This window comes from Candidatus Magnetaquiglobus sp. (assembly GCF_058402785.1).
Genome location: NZ_JBZVFG010000014.1, coordinates 1 through 20,845 on the forward strand (window position 1 = coordinate 1; position 20,845 = coordinate 20,845).

Here is a 20,845-nt window from a genome sequence, read left to right on the forward strand (position 1 = left end):
CACCTCCTGCGAGACAGGATATGGATCAAATTATTGAATGTCAACACGCCCTAAGGGAATTTTAATATTTCCGCCTGCAAGCGATCTCCCGGATGGAGTTTTATTGCAGCGCAACAAGGATTTTTCGAAGCATGGAAAGGAGTGATCGCGAATTAACTTTGACAAAATCCTGATCTTCCCTTATGTATAGCTTCCCGTGAGGGCGGGATACTCGTTTTGTAAACCGAACGAGGAAAATTCAAGGCAGTTCGCGTGGGAAGGCCGAGAATTCCCGGGGGACACAAAGGGTTTGATGTTGCATTGCACTATAATTGGAGCGAGAATTATGCTGCATTGCACCATGATCATCTTTCCATGATGGTACTGCCGGTTGTAAATCGAGGAATATCACTTCCAACAATGTCACCCGAGCAAAGCACGTTTCCAAGGAGTCCATGGTATGAGCAGTGACAAAATCTATTCCGTACCCCCTCAGGTTGCCTCCAACGCATGGATCAATCGTGAGCAATACGATGCCATGTACGCCCGTTCCGTTCAGGATCCCGAAGGGTTCTGGGCCGAGCAGGCCGAAAAGACGATCCACTGGTTCAAGAAGTGGGACACGGTTCTCGACTACGATTTCAACAAGGCGCACATCCGCTGGTTCGAGGGGGCGCAGGTCAACGTCTCCTACAACTGCCTGGATCGCCATCTGGAGACCCGTGGCGATCAGACCGCGATCATCTGGGAAGGGGATGACCCGAACAACTCCAAAAGAATCACCTACCGTCAGCTGCATGAGGAGGTGTGTCGCTTCGCCAACGCCATGAAGGCGCGTGGCATCAAGAAGGGCGATCGCGTCTGCATCTACATGCCGATGATCCCCGAGGCGGCGGTGGCCATGCTGGCCTGCACCCGCATCGGCGCGGTTCACTCGGTGGTGTTCGGCGGTTTCTCGCCGGAGTCGTTGAAGGATCGCATCCAGGATGCCCAGAGCTGCGCGGTGATCACCGCCGACGAGGGGGTGCGCGGGGCCAAGAAGATCCCGTTGCGCGTCAACGTGGACGAGGCGATCAAGGTCTGCCCCTCCGTGCATACCGTCTTCACCGTGCGCCTGACCGGCACCCCGATGCCGATGGATCCGGCCCGTGACGTCTGGTATCACGATGCCGTGGCCGCCGCTTCCGCGGATTGCCCCGCCGAGCCGATGGAGGCCGAGGATCCGCTCTTCATCCTCTACACCTCCGGCTCCACCGGCAAGCCCAAGGGCGTGCTGCATACCACCGGCGGCTACATCCTCTATGCCTCGATCACCCATCGCTACGTCTTCGATTATCACGACGGCGATGTCTACTGGTGCACCGCCGACGTGGGCTGGATCACCGGTCACAGCTACATCGTTTACGGGCCGCTCGCCAACGGCGCCACCACCCTGATCTTCGAGGGGATCCCCACCTATCCGGACGCCTCGCGCTTCTGGCAGGTGATCGACAAGCACCAGGTCAACATCTTCTACACCGCCCCGACCGCGTTGCGTTCGTTGATGGCCCAGGGCGACGAGTTGGTCAAGAAGACCAGCCGTTCCTCGCTGCGTCTGCTCGGTTCGGTGGGCGAACCGATCAATCCGGAAGCCTGGGAGTGGTATTATCATGTGGTGGGCGAGGGGCGCTGCCCGATCGTCGATACCTGGTGGCAGACCGAGACCGGCGGCATCATGATCACGCCGCTGCCGGGCGCCATCGCCACCAAGCCGGGTTCGGCCACTCTGCCGTTCTTTGGCATCCAACCCGAGATCGTGGATGAGAAGGGTGTGCTGCAAGAGGGTCCGACCGCCGGCATCCTGACCATCGCCCATCCCTGGCCGGGCATGATGCGCACCGTCTACGGCGACCATCAGCGCTTCTTCAACACCTACTTCGCCGCCTATCCGGGCCGTTACTTCCCCGGCGACGGTTGCCGTCGCGACGAGGATGGCTACCACTGGATCACCGGACGCGTGGATGACATCATCATCGTCTCCGGCCACAACCTGGGTACCGCCGAGATCGAGTCCGCCCTTGTGCTGCACGAGAAGGTGGCCGAGGCCGCGGTTGTCGGTTATCCCCATGCGATCAAGGGCCAGGGCATCTATGCCTTCGTCACCCTGATGGTGGGCGAGACCCCGACCGATGCCCTGAAGAAAGAGTTGGGCGCGCTGGTGCGCAAGGAGATCGGTCCGATCGCCCACATCGACGTGCTCCAGTGGGCTCCCGGCCTGCCCAAGACCCGTTCCGGCAAGATCATGCGCCGCATCCTGCGCAAGATCGCCGCCAACGAATTGGACAACATGGGTGACACCACCACCCTGGCCGATCCGAGCGTGGTTCAGAAGCTCATCGACGAACGCATTCCGACCAATTGATCGGTTGCCTCAAGATCACCGGTCGGTCGGCTGGCGACCGACCGGTATCCGCCAATCGGGTGGCGCGAACCCGGTATTCGTCGCTGGAGGTGCCGTTTTGGTGCCATTCATCGACGTTCCCCAGAATAAATCAGGCTGAGCTTTTGGCGCGGGAACCGCACCACGCACGCGGAAACGAGGGGAGCCTTGAGCAGGTCAATCACTCGAACAGGAGACTGCCCATGAGTACAGATGCTGAGCGACAGCTCATCGAAAGGATTCATAAGAATCCGAAGTATCAAGCACTGCTAGTCAAGCGTTCCAGATTTTCCTGGACCTTGAGCATCATGATGTTCTTCATCTACTACGCGTTCATCTTGATCGTGGCCTTCGCGCCGAAGTTTCTCGGCACGAAGATCATGGCGGGCAGCGTCATTTCGATCGGTATTCCCATCGGAGTGGGCGTCATCGTCTCGGCTTTCGTGTTGACCGGCATCTATGTCGCACGGGCCAACAGCGAGTTCGATGAATTGAATCGTCAGATCAAGGAGGATACGAAATGAAGCAATTGACGGCTCTCGCATCCGGCCTGGTCGCCGGATCCTGGACCTCCCTCCTCTGGGCCGCGGACGCGCCCAAGCCGACGGTGGGTAATCTGAACGTCACCGCCATCATCATGTTTTTCATCTTCGTGGCCGTCACCCTGGGCATCACCTACTGGGCCGCCGCGCGCACCAAATCCACGAAGGACTTCTACGCCGCCGGTGGCGGCATCACCGGTTTCCAGAACGGCCTGGCCATCGCCGGCGACTACATGTCGGCAGCCTCGTTCCTGGGAATCTCCTCCATGGTGTTCGCCAAGGGCTACGACGGACTCATCTATTCGGTGGGTTGGCTGGTGGGTTGGCCCATCATCCTCTTCTTGATGGCCGAACAGCTGCGTAACCTGGGCCGCTACACCTTCGCGGACATCGTTTCCTTCCGTCTGTCTCAGGTGCCGGTGCGCACCATGTCCGCCCTGGGCACGATCTGCACCGTCATTCTCTACCTCATCGCGCAGATGGTGGGCGCGGGTCAGCTGATCCGTACCCTCTTCGGTCTGCCGTATGAGTTCGCGGTGGTGGTCGTCGGCGTGTTGATGATCCTTTATGTGGCCTTTGGCGGCATGATCGCCACCACCTGGGTGCAGATCATCAAGGCCGTTCTGCTGCTCTCCGGTGCCACCTTCATCGCCCTGGGCGCCCTCAATCATGCGGGCTTCAACCTGGAGCACTTCTTTGCCACCGCTCAAGAAGGGATCAAGGCGAGCGTCCTGGCCGACCACAAGAAGATCGTGGCAACAGGACAGGATCTCTTCGCCCCAGGCGCATTGATCAGCGATCCACTCTCGGCCATCTCCCTGGGTCTGGCCCTGATGTTCGGTACCGCGGGTCTGCCCCACATCCTGATGCGCTTCTTCACCGTTTCCAACGCCAAGGAGGCCCGCAAGTCGGTCTTCTACGCCACCGGCTTCATCGGTTACTTCTACATCCTCACCTTCATCATCGGCTTCGGCGCGGTGCTGCTGGTGGCCCCGGAAGCCCGTTACATCGACGCGGTGAAGGGAACCCTGATGGGCGGCAACAACATGGCGGCCATCCATCTGGCCCATGCCACCGGTGGGGACCTGTTCCTGGGCTTCATCTCCGCCGTGGCCTTCGCCACCATCCTCGCGGTGGTGTCGGGTCTGACCCTGGCGGGCGCTTCCGCGGTTTCTCACGACATCTACGCCAGCGCCATGAAAAAGGGCGTCGTGGATGAGCGGACCGAGATGCGCATCTCCAAGATCGCCGCCCTGGTGATCGGCGTCATCGCCATCTACCTGGGGATCCAGTTCGAGAAGCAGAACGTGGCCTTCATGGTGGGTCTGGCCTTTGCCATCGCCGCCTCGGCCAACTTCCCGATCCTGATCCTGTCGGTCTACTGGAAAAACCTCACCACCCGTGGCGCCGTCCTCGGTGGTGCGCTGGGGTTGATCTCCACCATCACCATGGTGGTGCTCTCCAAGACTGTCTGGGTGGATGTGTTCGGGAATGCGGCCCCCTTGTTCCCGTACAAAGATCCGGCCATCTTCTCGATGTCCCTGGCCTTCTTCGGTTGTTGGATCGGCTCCAAGCTCGACAACAGTGCGCAGGCACAGCTCGAGCGGTCTCGGTACGACGCCCAGGCCGTGCGCTGCGAAACCGGCATCGGTGCCTCCGGAGCTTCCGGTCACTGATGTGCCTGAAAAAATCCGATCCGGGAGCGGTTTCGTTCCCGGACCGGAAGCGCAGGTTGAGATGTTGTTCCAGCCGACCCCCTGCATGCAGGGGGTCGGCCATTTGTCAGGCCAGAGGGCGTGTTGACCTGTGCTGGCAGCGCGTCTTCGACATTTGTCAGGCCAGAGGGCGTGTTGACCTGTGCTGGCAGCGCGTTTTCGAACAAGGCGCGACGCGCGTGGCTCGGCCTGTGCGATCGCATGCGGGCGGCGCGGGGGTGTCGAATCGCCGTATCAAGGCCACGGATGCCACAAGTCAACCGACCCTGAAGAGATGCATCGTGGACTCCGAAAACACCGAGAACTCCGACGCCCCCCTGCTCACCTCGCGCATTCGCGATCTGCATCTGACCAAACCGGTCATTCTGGATGCGACCGCCACGATTCGCGACGCCGCCGCCAAGATGCGCGCGCGTCGCATCGACGCCATCCTGGTGCGCGAAGAGGGGCGTCACGGGGTTTTGACCAGCGCCGACATCCGCGACGCCCTGGCCCTTTCCGAACTGCCCGTGGACTCCCCCATCGGACCGATCGCCACCTGGAAGCTGGTGATGGCCTCGCCGGACGAGTTGCTTTTCAAGGCACTCCTGACCATGACCAAGCGCGGCATCAGTCGCGTGGTGATCGGCACGGGCACCCATGTGGTCGGGATCCTGGGTTTGACCGAACTCCTCTCCTTTCTCACCAACCACGCCTCCCTTACCATTCAGCGTATTCTGCGCGCCACGACTCTCGCCGAGTTGGCCGACGCCACTAGCCATCAGCCGATGATGGTCGAGTCCCTGGTCACCAAGGGGCTCAAGGCGCGTCACATCGGTCGCCTGGTGCGCGAGCTGGATCGTCAGGTCTATGAGAAGGCCGCCCATCTGCTGGCCCCGCCGGAGCTTCTGGATCATGTTTGTCTGCTGGTGATGGGGAGTGAGGGACGCGGGGAGCAGATCACCAAGAGCGATCAGGACAATGCCATGATCGCCGACGAGCGTTGCCCCACCGAGGCGTATGAAGCCTTTGCCCATGCGTTCACCGCAGCCATGGCGCAGTTGGGATATCCTCCCTGCCCGGGTAACGTGATGATGACCAACCCGCAATGGTGCGGACGGGTCGCGGACTATGAACGGTTGATTTTATCCTGGATTCGCCAGCCATCCCCATCCAACCTGATGCAGCTGGCGATTTTCTTCGATGCCCGTCCCATGGCGGGACGAAACATCCTGTTCCAAAGCGCGCGGGATTTCATGCTGGAGAATCTGCCGAGCGACCCGAGTTTTTACGCCCATTTTGCCAAGCCGATCCTGACCTTCGATACCCCTCTGGGATTTTTCAATCGGTTCATCGTGGAAAAGGGGAACAAACAGGGGCAGATCGATCTCAAAAGAGGGGGGGTGTTTCCGATCGTTCACGGGGTGCGCAGTCTCGCCCTCGAGCATCGCATCAAGGATCCCAACACGATCCATCGCATCCGTGGTCTGGCGCGGCGCGGGGTGCTCGAGAGCACCTTTTGCACGGATCTGATCGACGCGTTCGATTTTCTGAGTGCCTTGCGGGTGCGGGTGAAGCTGGATCCGCATCTGAAACATGGGGCAGAGGGTGATTATTTGCTAATCGAGAATCTCGGCAGACTCGAAAAGGAGTATCTGCGAGATTCCCTGGTGGTGGTGGATGGGTTCAAGGATTTGATGATTCACCATTTCAGATTGAAGCAGTTGCAATAGAGTCGGTGGGGGAGCCGGGAATGGCGATTGAGATTTTGATCGTGGACGATGCGCCGAATATCGTTTTGTCCTTGGAGTTCTTGATGAAGAAAGAGGGCTTTTCGGTGCGTTCGGTGGGGGATGGAGACTCCGCGCTTCTGGCGGTGGAGGAGAAACGACCGGATCTGGTGTTGTTGGACGTGATGATGCCCAAGAAGAACGGCTACGAGGTGTGCGAGGCGTTGCGCGCCGATCCGCGTTGTCAGGGGGTGAAGATCGTCATGCTGACCGCCAAGGGACGCGAGGTGGAGCAGGAGAAGGGGTTGGCCCTGGGTGCGGACGACTATGTGACCAAGCCCTTCGCCACCCGTGAACTGGTGCTCAAGGTACGAGCCATGCTGGGATTGGCCAACGATTGATGGAACATGAATATTCGTAGTCGTTTTTGGGGAATATTGGGGATCTTTCTGCTGTTGGCCTTGGGGGGGCTGGGCGGAATCGTCTGGGAGGCGTCGCGGAGCATGCCCGAGGTGGATGCCGCCACGTATGCGTGGTTGCAGAGCCGGTTGGTCTATCTGCTGTTGCTGGTGTTTGTGATTTTCGGGGTGTTGGCGCAGATCTGGGGTTGGCTGGATGGCGCGGTGTTCAAGCCGTTGATCCAGGTGACCCGTGATGTGGGGATCATCGCCGGGGCGGATCCGGCCCGCGAGATCCAATTGCGTCCCGATCACCTGTTGGGGGAGTTGCCCGACGCGGCCCGACAGGTGGGGACCGCGCTGCTTTCCGCCCGGCGGCAGGTGCGCGAGGCGTTGGCCAATCAGGTCGAGGGGTTGGAACGGCTGGAAAAGGTGATCAAGCACCTGAACGTGGGGCTGATCGTCATCAACGCCGACGCCGGGATCGTGCTTTACAATCTGGCCGCCCAGAATCTCTTCCGCACCCGCCAGGATGCCTTGGGGTTGGGTCGCTCCCTGTACGAGCTGTGCGCCCGCATGCCCCTGGAGACCACCATGGAGTTCCTCAACCGCTGTCACGCCTCTCCCGAGGGGTGCGCGGACAAGGGGGATGCTCGTTTTTTTTGCGCGGCCCTGCACGAGGACGTGATGCTCGATTGCGCCATGAGCCTCTTCCCCTGCCAACGGGCGGACCAGAACTACTATCTGATCACCTTCGAGGAGGCGACCCGGCGCGTTTCCGGTCTGCGCCGCAGCGACCGGTTGATCCGTCATACCCTGGAGAACATTCGTGGTCCGGTGGCCAACCTGCGCGCCGCCGCCGAGACCCTTATGGATCACGACGACATGGATCACCAGGAACGCGAGAAGTTCGTCAAGGTGATGCATGACGAGGTGGCGGAGCTTTCGGTGCGACTGGACGCCATCGCCACCGAGGCCGATACCCTGGCTGCCGAACACTGGGTGTTGAACGATGTGTTGACCTCGGATCTGATCGAGACGTTGAACCGACGCATGGAACGGCATCACGGCATGTCGGTGCGCGCCGTGGGCGAGGCGTTGTGGATCCAGGCCGATGCCCCGGCCCTGCTGTTGGCCCTGGAGAGCATGCTCGCCAAGATCCGGTTCCACGCCGGGCCGGTGGAGATCGAAATCGAGGCGTTGATGGGCAATCATCGGATCTATCTGGATCTGATCTGGCCCGGCTCGGCGATCTCGGCGCGCATCGTCGAGTCGTGGCATGCCGAGAAGCTCGAGGAAGGTGGCGCGGTGATGCGTCTGGAGGAGATCCTGGAGCGGCACGGTTGCGAAATCTGGAGTCAGGCGCACCGCCGTCCGGGGCATGCCATGCTGCGTCTGCCGGTGGCTCCCTCGGCGCGACAGTGGCAGTTCCATGTGGTGGAGATCTCCGAGCGTCCGGAGTTCTACGACTTTTCGTTGATGAACGGTTTCAGCTCTCTGGGCACCCGCCTGGCCATGCCGCTGGCCAATCTGAGCTATGTGGTGTTCGACACCGAAACCACCGGCTTGCAACCCTCGAAGGGGGATGAGATCATTTCCATGGCCGGAGTGCGCATCGTCAATGGCCGGGTGTTGTACGGCGAGCGGTTCGAGCGGCTGGTGAATCCCGGTCGTCCGATCCCCGCCGAATCGACCCGCGTGCACGGCATCACCGATGCCGATGTGCAGGACAAGCCGACCATCACCGAGGTGTTGCCGCAGTTCAAGGCTTTTGTCGGCGATGCGGTTCTGGTGGCCCACAACGCCGCCTTCGACATGCGTTTCCTGCAACTCAAGGAAGAGAGTTGCAAGGTGCGGTTCGACAACCCGGTTCTCGATACCCTGCTGTTGTCGGTCTACCTGCACGACGAGGTGACCGATCACACCCTGGATGCCATCGCGGACCGGTTGGGGGTGGATGTGCAGATCCATCTGCGTCACACCGCCATGGGCGATGCGATGGTCACGGCGGATGTGTTTCTGAAATTGTTGGTGATGCTCAAGGCCAAGGGGGTTTCCTCGTTGGGTCTGGCCATGCAGGCCTCGGACAGCATGGTGCGGATCCGTCGTCAGCAGGCGGAGGCCAACTACTGACATGCCGATGATGAAACGTCGCAGGGAGCGTCTGGTGGTGTTGGCCGTGCTTGGGGTGCTGGCGATCAACTATCCGTTGATCGCCCTGTTCAGCCAGGAACGGATGGTCCTGGGCGTGCCGATGTTGTGGTTTTATCTGTTCATTTTCTGGTTGGGTTTCGTCGTGTCGATCGCCTTGATCATGCGGCGACTGCCCGGCGACAAGGGCTGAGCGATGTCCTGGCAGTGGATCGTTCCCCTGATGTCGATCGCCTATCTGGGGCTGTTGTTCGCCGTGGCCTACCACGCCGACCGCCAGGCGGCGCGCGGTCGATCCCTGGTCAACAACCCCACCATCTACACCCTCTCCATCGCGGTCTATTGCACCTCCTGGACCTACTACGGCAGCGTCGGGCGCGCGGCGGAGACCGGCATCGGTTTTTTGCCGATCTTTCTGGGGCCCACCATCATGGCCGCCCTCTGGTGGCTTCTGCTCACCAAGATCATCGCCATCTCCAAGGCCAACCACATCACCTCCATCGCCGACTTCATCGCCTCGCGCTTTGGCAAGAGTCCGGTTCTGGGCGGCATGGTGACCTTGTTCGTGGTGATCGGCGTTCTGCCCTACATCGCCTTGCAGCTCAAGGCCGTGACCGTCAGCCTGGATGTGCTCGTCCATCATCTGGACGACTTTCAGGACATGAGGGGTTCCACCGGGGCTGGGTGGGGCGATACGGCGCTTTACGTGGCCATGATCCTGGCCCTGTTCTCGATTCTGTTCGGCACGCGCCATCTCGATGCCAGCGAACGCCACGAGGGGATGGTGACCGCCATTGCCTTCGAATCGATCGTCAAGTTGGGGGCCTTTCTGTTCGTCGGGCTGTTCGTCACCTTCGGTTTGTTCGACGGCTTCGGCGACCTGTTCCGCAAGGCCATGGCCGACCCGTCGCTCAAGCGTCTGATGACCTTCGATGCCATGCCCGGTGGATTCGCCGCCTGGTTCTCGATGACCCTGATCGCGATGATGGCGGTGATGTTTCTGCCCCGGCAGTTCCAGGTGCTGGTGGTCGAGAACGTCAATCCGGTCCACATCCGTCAGGCATCCTGGCTGTTTCCGCTTTATTTGTTGGCCTTCAACCTCTTCGTGCTTCCCATCGCCCTGGCCGGACGGCTGTTTTTCTCCGGCGGGGGGATGGATCCGGACACCTTCGTCCTGATCCTGCCGATCCAGGGCAACCAGGTGTGGCTGGCGTTGTTCGTCTACCTGGGAGGGCTTTCGGCGGCCACCAGCATGGTGATCGTCGAGGTGATCGCCATGTCCACCATGGTCAGCAACGACCTGGTGCTGCCCTTGCTGCTTCGTTTTCGCGCCGCCTTTCGCGAGGATCTCTCCGGCATCATCCTCACCATCCGGCGCGGCATCATCATCGCCCTGATGCTGCTCGGCTATCTCTACTTCCGTCTGATCGGCGAATCCCACACCCTGGTGAGCATCGGCATCATCTCCTTTGCCGCCGTGGCCCAGTTCGCCCCGGCCATCCTGATCGGCATCTACTGGCAGGGGGTGAGCCGGCGCGCGGCCATGGGCGGGCTGATGGCCGGCTTCATCGTCTGGTTCCACACCCTGCTGTTCGCCTCGTTCGCCAAGTCGGGCTGGATCGCCGCGAGCTTCCTCACCCACGGTCCCTGGGGGATCGCCTGGCTCAAACCCCAGGCTCTCTTTGGCCTGACCCTCTTCGATCCCCTGACCCATTCGGTCTTCTGGAGCCTTCTGGCCAACATCGGCACCCTGGTGTTGATCTCGTTGTTCGACCGCCAGACCGCCGTGGAGCAGATCCAGGCGTTGAATTTCGTGAACGTCTTCGAAAAGGGGGCGCGCGGCGGCAACGAGTATCTGTGGAGCGGTTTCGTGTCGGTGGCGGAACTCAAGAAACTGCTCTCCCGTTTCATCGGTCCGGCCCAGGCGGAACTCGATTTCGCCAATTACATGCAACACCGTCTGCTCAAGCTCGAGGAGCATGCCCAGGCGCCGGCCCATCTGGTGGCCTTCGCGGAGAAACGGCTCACCGGCGCCATCGGTTCGGCCTCGGCGCGGGTGATGGTCTCCTCGGTGGTGACCGGCGAGGAGCTGGATCTTCATGGGGTGATGCGCATCCTGGATGAGACCAGCCAGGTGATCGAGTACAGTCAGCGGCTGGAACTCAAGTCCCGTCAGCTGGAGGCGGCCACCCGGCAGTTGCAGGAGGCCAACGAACGGTTGCAGGAGCTGGACCGTCTCAAGGACGAGTTCATCTCCACGGTCAGCCACGAACTGCGCACCCCCTTGACCTCGATCCGCGCCTTCTCGGAGATCCTGCGGGACAACGAGGAGATGGATCACGGGGATCGTCGGCGTTTCACCGAGATCATCATCAAGGAGGCGGAGCGGTTGACCCGTCTGGTCAACCAGATCCTGGACCTGGCCAAGATCGAATCGGGCAAGATGGAGTGGCATCTGGAACGGGTGGATCTGGTGGAGATCGCCCAGGACGCCATCGACGCCACCCATCAACTCTTCGAGAACCGATCGGTGCGCTTGAGCTTTCATGCGCCCCCCTATCCGGTGATGCTGAAAGCGGATCGGGACAAGATCATCCAGGTGGTGATCAACCTGCTCTCCAACGCGGTCAAGTTTTGCGCGGCGTCGGTCGGCGCGGTCGAGGTCCATCTGCGTCAGGTGCCCGAGGGGGTCGGCATCGAGGTGGTGGACAATGGACCCGGCATCCCGCGGGAGGATCTGGAGAAGGTGTTCGAGAAGTTCCATCAGGTCGATCAGGCGCGCGACGAAACCATGGATGTTCCCCTGGGGACCGGTTTGGGATTGACCATCTGCCAGAGGATCATCGAGCGGCATCGGGGGCGGATCTGGGTGGAGAGCGAGTTGGGGCAGGGGGCGACCTTCAAGTTTCTGGTGCCCCTGGATCCGGGTGCGTGAGCGGCGTTCCGGCCCGCGTGCCGGGGGTTCCGGTCAAGAAAACGCCAGGACCATGGGGTGACGGGTTCGTCCATCAGCCAGTTTGTAATCGGATATCACTTGTATTGACAGGGCAAGTGAGTACAATAGCGTCCCATGAAGGGATGCGCGCTTCAATCATTGAAGAACAGGGGAGGTCCAATGTCCGCGGAGTTGATACAACCGATTGCCTGGAGACCCGATTTCACCACCGGGGTGGGGATCATCGACGATCAACACCGGGTTCTGATCAAAATGCTCAACGAAGCGGCCACCCGACTCACCGATCAGAGCAGCCTCGAGGAGTTGGCCAAGATTGTCCAGGGGTTGATCAACTACGCCGATTACCACTTCAAGACCGAGGAGCGGTTCATCGTCGAACAGGGGTACGAGCGGCTGCGTCCCGTGGATGCCGAGGCCCATCTCACCCAGCATCGCGATTTCGTCGCCAAGGTTCTGGCCGTGCGCGAACAGATCCATCAGGGCCAGCGCGTGCCCAAGGATGTGTTGGTTTCGTTCCTTTCCGAGTGGTTGACCCACCACATCCTGCATACCGACAAGGCGCTGGGCGCCTTTCTTCTGGATCAGAAACAGCGGGCGGCCCAGTGATTCGCTCCGGTTGTCCACGACCGAAAAACGTCTGATCGGATGCCTTGCGGCTGGTGGCGTTTCCGTCAAGTTACTGTGATTAAGCTGTTGTCAACGCCTTGGATGGCCCGCGGAGTGGGGGATGCATTTCGGCCTGCGTGAAAAGATGATGCTCTATCTGGTCGGGGGGGTGCTCCTGATCGGTGGCGTCACGCTCACCATGGTGCGCTCCATGCAGGAGCGCATCCAGCTGGAACTGACCCGCTATTCGGTGGAACGCTACGTGATGTTGCACCGGGAGAAGGCCCTCGGCGGCATCCAGGGAGATCTGATGCTGGCGCTCAAGCTGGCCGATTCGGAGGTGGTGCGGCGTTGGGTGCGCGATCCCGCCAACAGGGAGGCAACCGCCCCGGCCATGCGCGAGTTGGGCAGTTTTCTGTCGCTTTTTACCAGTCGCGAGATGTTCGTGGCCTCCAAGCCGACCGGACAGTTCTTTTTCGTCGATGCCCAAGCCATTCGGGACGCGCGCCAATCCCCCATCAAGCCGGCCCAGATCCTCACCGTCGATGACCAGGACGATGCCTGGTTCTTCAAGACCCTCGTGGATACGGCCCCGTATAATTTCAACGTCGATCACAACAACAAACTCAACGTCACCAGGCTGTGGATCAACGTGGTGATGAAAGAGGGGCAAGAGCCGGTCGGGGTGGTGGGAACCGGCATCGACATCACGAAATTCATCGAATCCTTTGTCAAGAGTCGCGAGGAGGGGGTGACCGGGATGTTCGTCGATGAGGCTGGCGCCATCCAGGGGCATGCCGATCCGTCGTTGATCGCCCAGAATGCCCCCATCAACTCGGGACAGGCCACATCGACCATCTGGAAGCTGTTGGCCAACGAACAGGAGGCGGAACGGCTCAAGTCGTTGATGACGCGGGTCAAGGGTGGCGGCCAGGGCGAATTGTTGCAGTTGACCCTGAGTGGCGTGCCGCGCGTGGTGGCCGTGGCCTACATCCCCCCGCTCAAATGGTTCACGGTGGCCGCTTTCGATCGTACCAGCGTGGTCGGCAGCCGCGATTTTCTCACCGTGCTGGCGGTCATGCTGATGGCCATGGTGGTGTCGAGCCTGATGGTCTACGTGGTCGGCAACCGTTTGGTGGTCAAGCCGTTGCGTATGTTGGCCGACGGCACGCGTCGGGTCGCGGAAGGGGAGTTCGACCTGCACCTGCCCGAGGAGCGCAAGGACGAAATCGGCGAGGTGATGGTGGCCTTCAGTCGCATGGCCAGGCAGATCTCGGAGTCCCGTCGTCTGGTGCAGACCAACGTTGCCACCATCACCGCCGCGTTGCAGCGCGCGACCGGTTATTGGGAGCTGTCCCGGATCTTTTTCACCCATGTGGCGCCCCTCCTGGATGTCGGGGTGGGAGGGTTCTATCGGGTGGATCCGTTGCGCCGGGTGCTGGTGGCCTGCGGAGGCCATGCCCGCTCCGGCGCGGATGCCGTGCCGGATGAGATCCCCTTCGGGAGCGGCCTGGTGGGCCAGTGCGCCAGCGAACAACGCATGATTCGCATCGAGAATCCGCCGGAAGGGTATCTCAAGATCGGTTCGGTGCTCGGCGCGTCGCCGCCGCGGGTGTTGATGCTGGTGCCGATCATGCACGCCGGAACCCTGCTCGGGGTGATCGAGATCGGCTCGTTTCGGGAGTTTCGCGACGAGGAGATCACCCTGCTCGAGGGGATTCTGACCGTGGTGGCGATGTGCATGGAGATCATCGAGCGCAACGAGCGCATGGGGGGAGTCCTCGCCCTGGAGGCGACGCGATGAATCGCTTCACCGCCTGGGTGGCGACCCATCCGCGCTGGTCCTGGTCCTGGATTCTGCTGATGAGTCTTGGGATCGCCTGGAGTTCGGGCGAACATCTGCGCGCCATGCAGGAGCGGGAGCGAATCGCGCTGTTGGAACTGCACGCCGAACGGACCGCCGTGGAGATGCTGGCCCTGACCATGAACGGCAATCTGATGGGCTCGGTGGCCATGTTGGGTCTGGTCGATCCGGAAGTCAAGCGCGACGCACGTCTGGAGAGCCGGCTCAACGATCCCGATTTCGTCAGCATGCTCGAGAGCGTCGGTCGTTCCCACGGGGCCGAGGGTGTGTTCGTGGTAGGCACCAACGGCGTGGTGCGCAGCTGCTGGGATGACTCCAACAAGCCCTCCACCGGCATCGATGTCCGTTTCCGGCCCTATTTCAAGATGGCGTTGCAGGGCAAGCAGTCGGTCTACGCGGCCATCAGCCTGGCCACCGGACGGCGTGCGATCTATTTCGCTTCGCCGGTCTTCGGCACGCAGAACGTCACCGCCGAGAAGATCGGCGCCATGGTGGCCCGCTCCGATCCCAAGTCGATCGACAAGCTGTTGTCCAACCAGTCGGATGTCACGCTGTTGCTGTCGCCGCAGGGGGTGGTGTTTTCCAGCAACCATCCGGAGTGGATCTCCTGGCTGGATCATCCTCCCACCCCGGAGCGTCTCAAGGCGATCCGCGACTTGAAGCAGTTCGGGGCACTGTTCGAGAATCGCCAGCCGGATGTGTTGCCCCTGCGGCCCGAACCGGGCTTCATCGAGTACGAGGGGAACCGGCATGCGGTGGCCAGCGCCAAGGTACCCTGGAACGATCCGTCCGGGGATTGGCGTCTGGTGCTGGTGGAGAACCTGGAACGCAGCGCGCCCCTCGAGGGGCGTCTGGGGAGAATGATCGCCAGTGGTCTGGGCGCGTTGGTGATGCTCTGGATGATTTTCAAGGTGTTGCGCGGTCATCACGCCCAGGGGGTGGCCGGGTCGAAACTGCAGATCTATGCGGCCCGCCAGGAGCACAGCGCGCGGCATAAGTCCCGTCTGGCCGAGATGTCGGTGCGCATGCAGCAGGCCAAGGGGATCCAGGAGCTGACACGGATCTTTTTGTCCGAGGCGCATGCGCTTCTGGGGGTGTGTCGGGGGGTGATCTACGTGCGCAACCGACCGGGGAGCGACACGTTGCGGCTGGAAGGCGCTTTCGGGGTGGATCGGGAGGTGCCGCGTCTGCTTCTGGAGGGGGATGGCCTGCTGGGTCAATGCGCGCATGAGGGGCGTCCGGTGATCCTGACTCCCCCCGCGGGGTATTGGGGCAAGATTCGCTCCGGTTTGGGCGAAACCACCCCCGACTCCCTGGCCATCCTGCCGATCCGTCTGGGGGATGTGGTGCTGGGCGTGGTGGAGCTGGCCACCCTCGGAGTGGACGAGGAGCAGTCCGCCGCCATGCGCGACGAAATGGTGGCCATGCTCGCCCTGAACCTGGAGATCCAGCGTCGCAACCGCGATGCCGAGGAGATTCTGGCCGCCACCGCCGAGGCCGAACGCACCAAGGCCGGTCAGCTGGTGTTTCAGCAGGCACTCCTCGACACCATTCCCTATCCGCTCTTCTACAAGGGGGTGGATACCCGCTTCATGGGCTTCAACCGCGCTTACGAGGATGCCTTCGGGGTGAAGCGCGCGCAACTGATCGGCAAGCGGGTGGGGGATCTGGAGTACCTTCCCGAGGCGGATCGCAACGCCTATCAGGCCGAGGATGAATCGGTGATCGCCACGGGCACGACGGTGCGGCGCGAGGTGGCCATGCCGTATGCCGATGGCCAAATCCACGACACCCTCTATTATGCCTCGGGATTCCGTCTTCCGGATGGTTCGTCGGGCGGCATGGTCGGCACCTTCATCGACATCAGCGAGCTGCGGAACGCAGAGCGCAAACTGATGCACATGTCGGATCGCGGATTCAACCTGTTGGCCAAAAGATACGAGGAGCAGACGCGCGCCCTGCGCGACGAGGTGAACGAACTGGCGCTGGCGCTGGGGCGCCCTCCCCCGTATGGTCCCGATGACGCGGAGATCGCCCCATGAAGTCGCTCCTCACGTTTCTGGAGAGGCGTCAGCTCCGCGTGAAGCTGTTGATCGGTTTTGCGGGCTTTCTGGGCGTCACCGTGGGACCGATTCTGTTCTACCTGTGGCATTTGGGTCAATTGCGCGGGGAGTTGCCGTTTTTGCTGCTGGCGGGTGGCATCGGCGTCGGCGTGCTGATGGCCCTCGTGATGGGCGGTTCGGTGCGACGCCCCATCGAACAACTGCGCGACAGCGTGGAGGAGTTGGCCGCGGGCCAGCTCGACATCGTGGTGCCCAGTACCGATTTCCCCAACGAGATCGGTGATCTGGCCCGCTCCATCGCCGTGTTGCAGTCCGGCGCCATCGAAATGGAGGCGCAACGCTGGATCAAGGTCCATCAGGCCACCATCTCCACGGCGTTGCAAGAGGCGGTGGACTTCGCCGATCTGGCGCGACGCTTCCTGGCCGGCGTAGCCCCCTTGCTCCAGGTGGGGCAAGGGGCGATGTACCTGCTGGAGGGGGAGCGGCTGCGCCTGTTCGGCGGTTACGCCTTCCGGGAACGCAAGGGGTTCCATGCCGTTTTCGAGTTGGGCGAGGGGCTGGTCGGTCAGTGCGCCCTGGAGAAAACCCCGATCGTCATCACCCGTCCCCACCCCGACTACCTGCGCATCGGCTCTTCGGTCGGCGAGGCGATACCCCGGGCGATCATCGTGCTGCCGGTGATCCGCAACGATCAGTTGCTGGCCGTGGTGGAGCTGGCATCCTTCAAGATGTTCGACGCCCGGGAACAGACGCTGCTCGATGGTCTGATGCCGATGCTGGCCATGAGCATCGAGATCCTGGACCGCAACCTGCGTACCCGTCAGTTGCTCGAGGAGACGCGCCAGCAGGCGAGCACCATGGAGGTTCAGGCGGCCCAACTCTCCGCGCAAACGGTCGAGCTGGAGGAGCGGCGCAACGCGCTCCAGGCCACCGAGGAGTGGTATCGGGGCATCATCGAATCGGCTCCGGACGGCATGCTGGTGGCGGATCGGGATGGGGTGATCATCCTGGCCAATCCACGCATCCATGCCATGTTCGGACATGCCGACGGCGAGTTGGTGGGCAGACGCTTCGAATCCCTGTTTCCCGAGGAGTCGCGGGAGGAGAACATCACCCAATGGGAGGTTTTCATCACCTCCGGACACGCCAGGGCGCGCGAGTCGGAGGTCGAGGCGCTTCGCGGGTTGCGCAAGGATGGCCTGGTCTTCCCCCTGGAGATCTCCCTGTCCCGGCTGCCGGCCCTGGGCGGACGCGGGATCTGCGTCTGCGCGTCGATGCGCGACATCACCCAGCGCAAGGTCGCCGAGGCGGCGCTGCGCGACAGCGAAGCCTACAACAAGATGCTGTTTCAGGAGTCGGCGCGCCCGATCGTGATCCACGATCCGGCGGGCGCCGGATTTATCGACTGCAACCCGGCGGCGGTGCGGATGTACGGGTATGCCAGCCGCGAGGAGTTGTTGGGCAAGACCCCCCTGGATGTCTCCGCGCCGACCCAGTACGACGGCTCCGACAGCCGTGCCGCCATGGTGCGCATCGACATGCTGGCCCTGCATCAGGGGCCGCAATCCTTCGAATGGCGCCATCGTCGTCCGAATGGGGAGATCTGGGATGCCCAGGTCCATCTGATGATGTTCCATTTCGGTGGGCGCGAGTTGTTGCAGTTCACCCTCGACGACATCACCGAAAAGAAACGGGCCGGGGAGGAGATCGAGCGGCAACGGGCCACTCTGGGTGCGCTGATCGACTCGATTCCGGATCTGATCTCCTACAAGGATCCGGAAGGGATCTATCTCGGCTGCAACTTCGCCTTTGCCGAGCGGATCGCCAAGCCGGTGGAGGAGATCATCGGGCGCAGCGATTACGACATCTTCCCGCCGGAAGAGGCCTACGAGATCCGCCAGGGCGATCACGAGATGATGGAGTCCCTGAAACGTCATGCCGAGGAGGAGTGGGTCACCTATCCGGATGGGCGTCGGGTGCTGCTCGACACGGTGCGGGCGCCGTTCTACGACGGCAAGGGGCGTCTGTTGGGACTGCTCGGGATCGGGCGGGACATTACCGAACGCAAGGCGGTGGAGCAGGCGATGGCCGAGGCGCGTCGCGCCGCCGAGGATGCCACCAAGGCCAAGAGCGACTTTCTGGCCAACATGAGCCATGAAATCCGCACCCCGATGAATGCCATCATCGGCATGTCGCATCTGGCGCTCCAGACCGAACTCAACCAGAAACAGCGCAACTACATCGAAAAGGTCCACCGTTCGGCGGAAAACCTGCTCGGGATCATCAACGACATTCTCGACTTCTCGAAGATCGAGGCCGGCAAGATGACCATGGAGCGGATCGACTTCCGCTTCGAGGATGTGATGGACCACCTGGCCAATCTGGTGGGGATCAAGGCCGAGCACAAGGGATTGGAGCTGCTGTTCGACACCAGGCCGGACGTGCCGATGGGGCTGATCGGCGATCCGTTGCGGTTGGGACAAGTTCTGGTCAATCTGGGCAACAACGCGGTCAAGTTCACCGATCGCGGCGAGATCGTCATCGGCGTGGAGCGGGTCGCCGAGATCGGGCAGAGTGTCGAGTTGCATTTCTGGGTCAAGGACTCCGGCATCGGCATGACCCCGGAGCAGTTGGGCAAGATGTTCCGGTCGTTCAGTCAGGCCGACTCCTCGACCACCCGCAAGTATGGTGGCACCGGTCTGGGTCTGGCGATCTCCAAGAACCTGGTCGAGCTGATGGATGGCCGCATCTGGGTGGAGAGCGAGCTTGGCAAGGGATCGGTGTTCCATTTCCATGCCCGGTTCGGCTTGCAGAGCGAGGCGATGCCGCGACGCATGTTCCGGGCCGACGAGTTGGCCGGTCTGCGGCTGTTGGTGGTGGACGACAACGCGGCGGCCCGCGAGATCTTTGCCGACATGGCCAGTCACCTCGGATTCCACGTCGATGTGGTGCCCGATGGTCAGAACGCCTTGGCGTGCATCTCGGAGAAGGATCGGGCGGGTTCTTCGTATGATCTGGTGCTGATGGACTGGAAGATGCCGGTCATGGATGGGGTGGAGTGTATGCGGCGCATCCGCGACGAGGCGTTCGTGCACACCCCGGCCATGATCATGGTGACCGCCTTTGGCCGCGAGGAGGCGCTCAACGAGGCGCAGCGTCAGGGGGTAGGGTTGCGTCATGTGGTCACCAAGCCGGTGACTCCTTCGGTGTTGTTGGAGAGCATCGGCGAGGCCCTTGGACGTGGTGTGGCGCGGGAGGGCGACGGGCGTCACGAACGACCGGATCCGGCGGGCGAGGCCAAGGCGAAGTTGCGGGGCGCGCGGGTGTTGCTGGTCGAGGACAACGACATGAATCAGGAACTGGCCACGGAGCTTTTGGGCGAGGCCGGTTTTGAGGTGGTGGTGGCCAACAATGGTCGCGAGGCCTTGGATCGTCTGGAGGCGGGTGACCGTTTCGACGGGGTGTTGATGGATTGTCAGATGCCGGTGATGGACGGCTACACGGCGACGCGGGCGATTCGCGAGAATCCGGCCTGGGCCAGGCTGCCGGTGATCGCCATGACCGCCAACGCCATGGCCGGGGATCGGGAGAAGGTGATCGCGGCGGGGATGAACGATCACATCGCCAAGCCGCTGGATGTGGTGGATATGTTCGTCACCCTGGCCAGGTGGATCGTGCCGGCGGTGAGGGGTGGCGGGGCGGTGGTGGAAGCCGGGGATGGCGTGGCGGAACCGTCTGGCGTCATTTCCGGGGGCGCGCCGTCGGGAACGGGCGCGCGGGTGTTCGATGTCGGGGATGGGATCCCGCGCGGGATTCCGGATCTGGATGTGGAGACCGGTTTGAAGCGGATGTTGGGCAAGAAGGGGTTGTACCTGTCGATGTTGCGCAAGTATCTCGTCGGTCAGAGGGATGCCCCGGCACGGATTCGCGCCGCGCTCGCCGCCGGGGATCATGCCACCGCCGAGCGCGAGGCGCATACCCTGAAGGGCACCTCCGGGAACATCGGCGCCGACCCGGTGCAGGCCGGAGCCGCGCGGGTGGAGGCGGCCATCAAGGAGGGGGGGAAGGAGGCGGAGATCCTGGAGTTGCTGGTTTCGGTCGAGGCGCATCTGGGGGTGTTGATTCAGGCTTTGGAGGCGGCCTTGCCGGCGGATGTGGAGGCGGTGGTGGTTGTCCCGGTCGAGAGGCCGGCCTTGGATCTGGAGGCGTTGCGGGTCGCGGCTGGCGCGTTGGCCGGTTTCCTGGCGGATGACAACTCCGAGGCCTCGGATGTCTGGCATGATCGGTTGGAGCTTTTCAAGCAGGCCATGCCGGAGCAGTGGCGACAGGTCGGTGAGGCGATCGAGGGGTTTGATTTCGAGGGGGCGTTGGAGATTCTGCGTGCGGCGTTGCGGCCTCATGGGGTGGCGGTGTGAGTTGACGCCCAAGGGGGGATCGCCGGGG

At 62.1% G+C, this 20,845-nt stretch carries 12 protein-coding genes; all 12 read left to right on the forward strand.

The annotated features are described in order from the left end of the window. Positions 1-439 precede the first annotated feature (439 nt). The 12 genes from acs (at position 440) to ACV4UY_RS06825 (ending at position 20,817) form a co-directional block, all read left to right on the forward strand. Positions 440-2,380, forward strand: a complete 1,941-nt coding sequence (acs, locus tag ACV4UY_RS06770) for an acetate--CoA ligase (RefSeq protein ID WP_491606857.1) — start codon at positions 440-442, stop codon at positions 2,378-2,380. A gap of 221 nt (positions 2,381-2,601) precedes the next feature. After that, a complete protein-coding gene (locus ACV4UY_RS06775) occupies positions 2,602-2,922 on the forward strand; it encodes a DUF485 domain-containing protein (protein WP_491606858.1) in 321 nt (106 codons plus the stop codon). After that, positions 2,919-4,616, forward strand: coding sequence for a cation acetate symporter (locus ACV4UY_RS06780; RefSeq protein ID WP_491606859.1), 1,698 nt, complete (start codon positions 2,919-2,921; stop codon positions 4,614-4,616). Before ACV4UY_RS06775 ends, ACV4UY_RS06780 begins: the two co-directional genes overlap by 4 nt. A 320-nt stretch (positions 4,617-4,936) precedes the next feature. Further along, positions 4,937-6,367, forward strand: coding sequence for a putative nucleotidyltransferase substrate binding domain-containing protein (locus ACV4UY_RS06785; RefSeq protein WP_491606860.1), 1,431 nt, complete (start codon positions 4,937-4,939; stop codon positions 6,365-6,367). A gap of 20 nt (positions 6,368-6,387) precedes the next feature. Further along, complete coding sequence (locus ACV4UY_RS06790) at positions 6,388-6,765, forward strand: response regulator transcription factor (protein WP_491606861.1); 378 nt, start codon at positions 6,388-6,390, stop codon at positions 6,763-6,765. Between the two features lie 6 nt (positions 6,766-6,771). Further along, a complete protein-coding gene (locus ACV4UY_RS06795; protein WP_491606862.1) occupies positions 6,772-8,895 on the forward strand; it encodes a 3'-5' exonuclease in 2,124 nt (707 codons plus the stop codon). A 1-nt stretch (position 8,896) separates the two neighbouring features. Continuing rightward, positions 8,897-9,106: a hypothetical protein gene (locus tag ACV4UY_RS06800; RefSeq protein WP_420905276.1), complete on the forward strand. Its 210-nt coding sequence runs from the start codon at positions 8,897-8,899 to the stop codon at positions 9,104-9,106. A gap of 30 nt (positions 9,107-9,136) precedes the next feature. After that, positions 9,137-11,848 carry an ATP-binding protein gene (locus tag ACV4UY_RS06805; RefSeq protein WP_491606863.1) on the forward strand — a complete coding sequence of 904 codons (2,712 nt, stop codon included), beginning with the start codon at positions 9,137-9,139 and terminating at the stop codon, positions 11,846-11,848. Positions 11,849-12,028: 180 nt separating this feature from the next. Further along, a complete protein-coding gene (locus ACV4UY_RS06810) occupies positions 12,029-12,475 on the forward strand; it encodes a bacteriohemerythrin (protein WP_491606864.1) in 447 nt (148 codons plus the stop codon). A gap of 121 nt (positions 12,476-12,596) precedes the next feature. After that, positions 12,597-14,279 (forward strand): GAF domain-containing protein, encoded by a 1,683-nt coding sequence (locus tag ACV4UY_RS06815; RefSeq protein WP_491606865.1) that lies wholly within the window; start codon positions 12,597-12,599, stop codon positions 14,277-14,279. Then, a complete protein-coding gene (locus ACV4UY_RS06820; protein ID WP_491606866.1) occupies positions 14,276-16,381 on the forward strand; it encodes a PAS domain-containing protein in 2,106 nt (701 codons plus the stop codon). Before ACV4UY_RS06815 ends, ACV4UY_RS06820 begins: the two co-directional genes overlap by 4 nt. Beyond that, the gene (locus ACV4UY_RS06825) at positions 16,378-20,817 is read left to right on the forward strand and encodes a PAS domain S-box protein (RefSeq protein WP_491606867.1); all 4,440 of its coding nucleotides are present in this window, start codon (positions 16,378-16,380) and stop codon (positions 20,815-20,817) included. Before ACV4UY_RS06820 ends, ACV4UY_RS06825 begins: the two co-directional genes overlap by 4 nt. Positions 20,818-20,845: the final 28 nt, after the last annotated feature.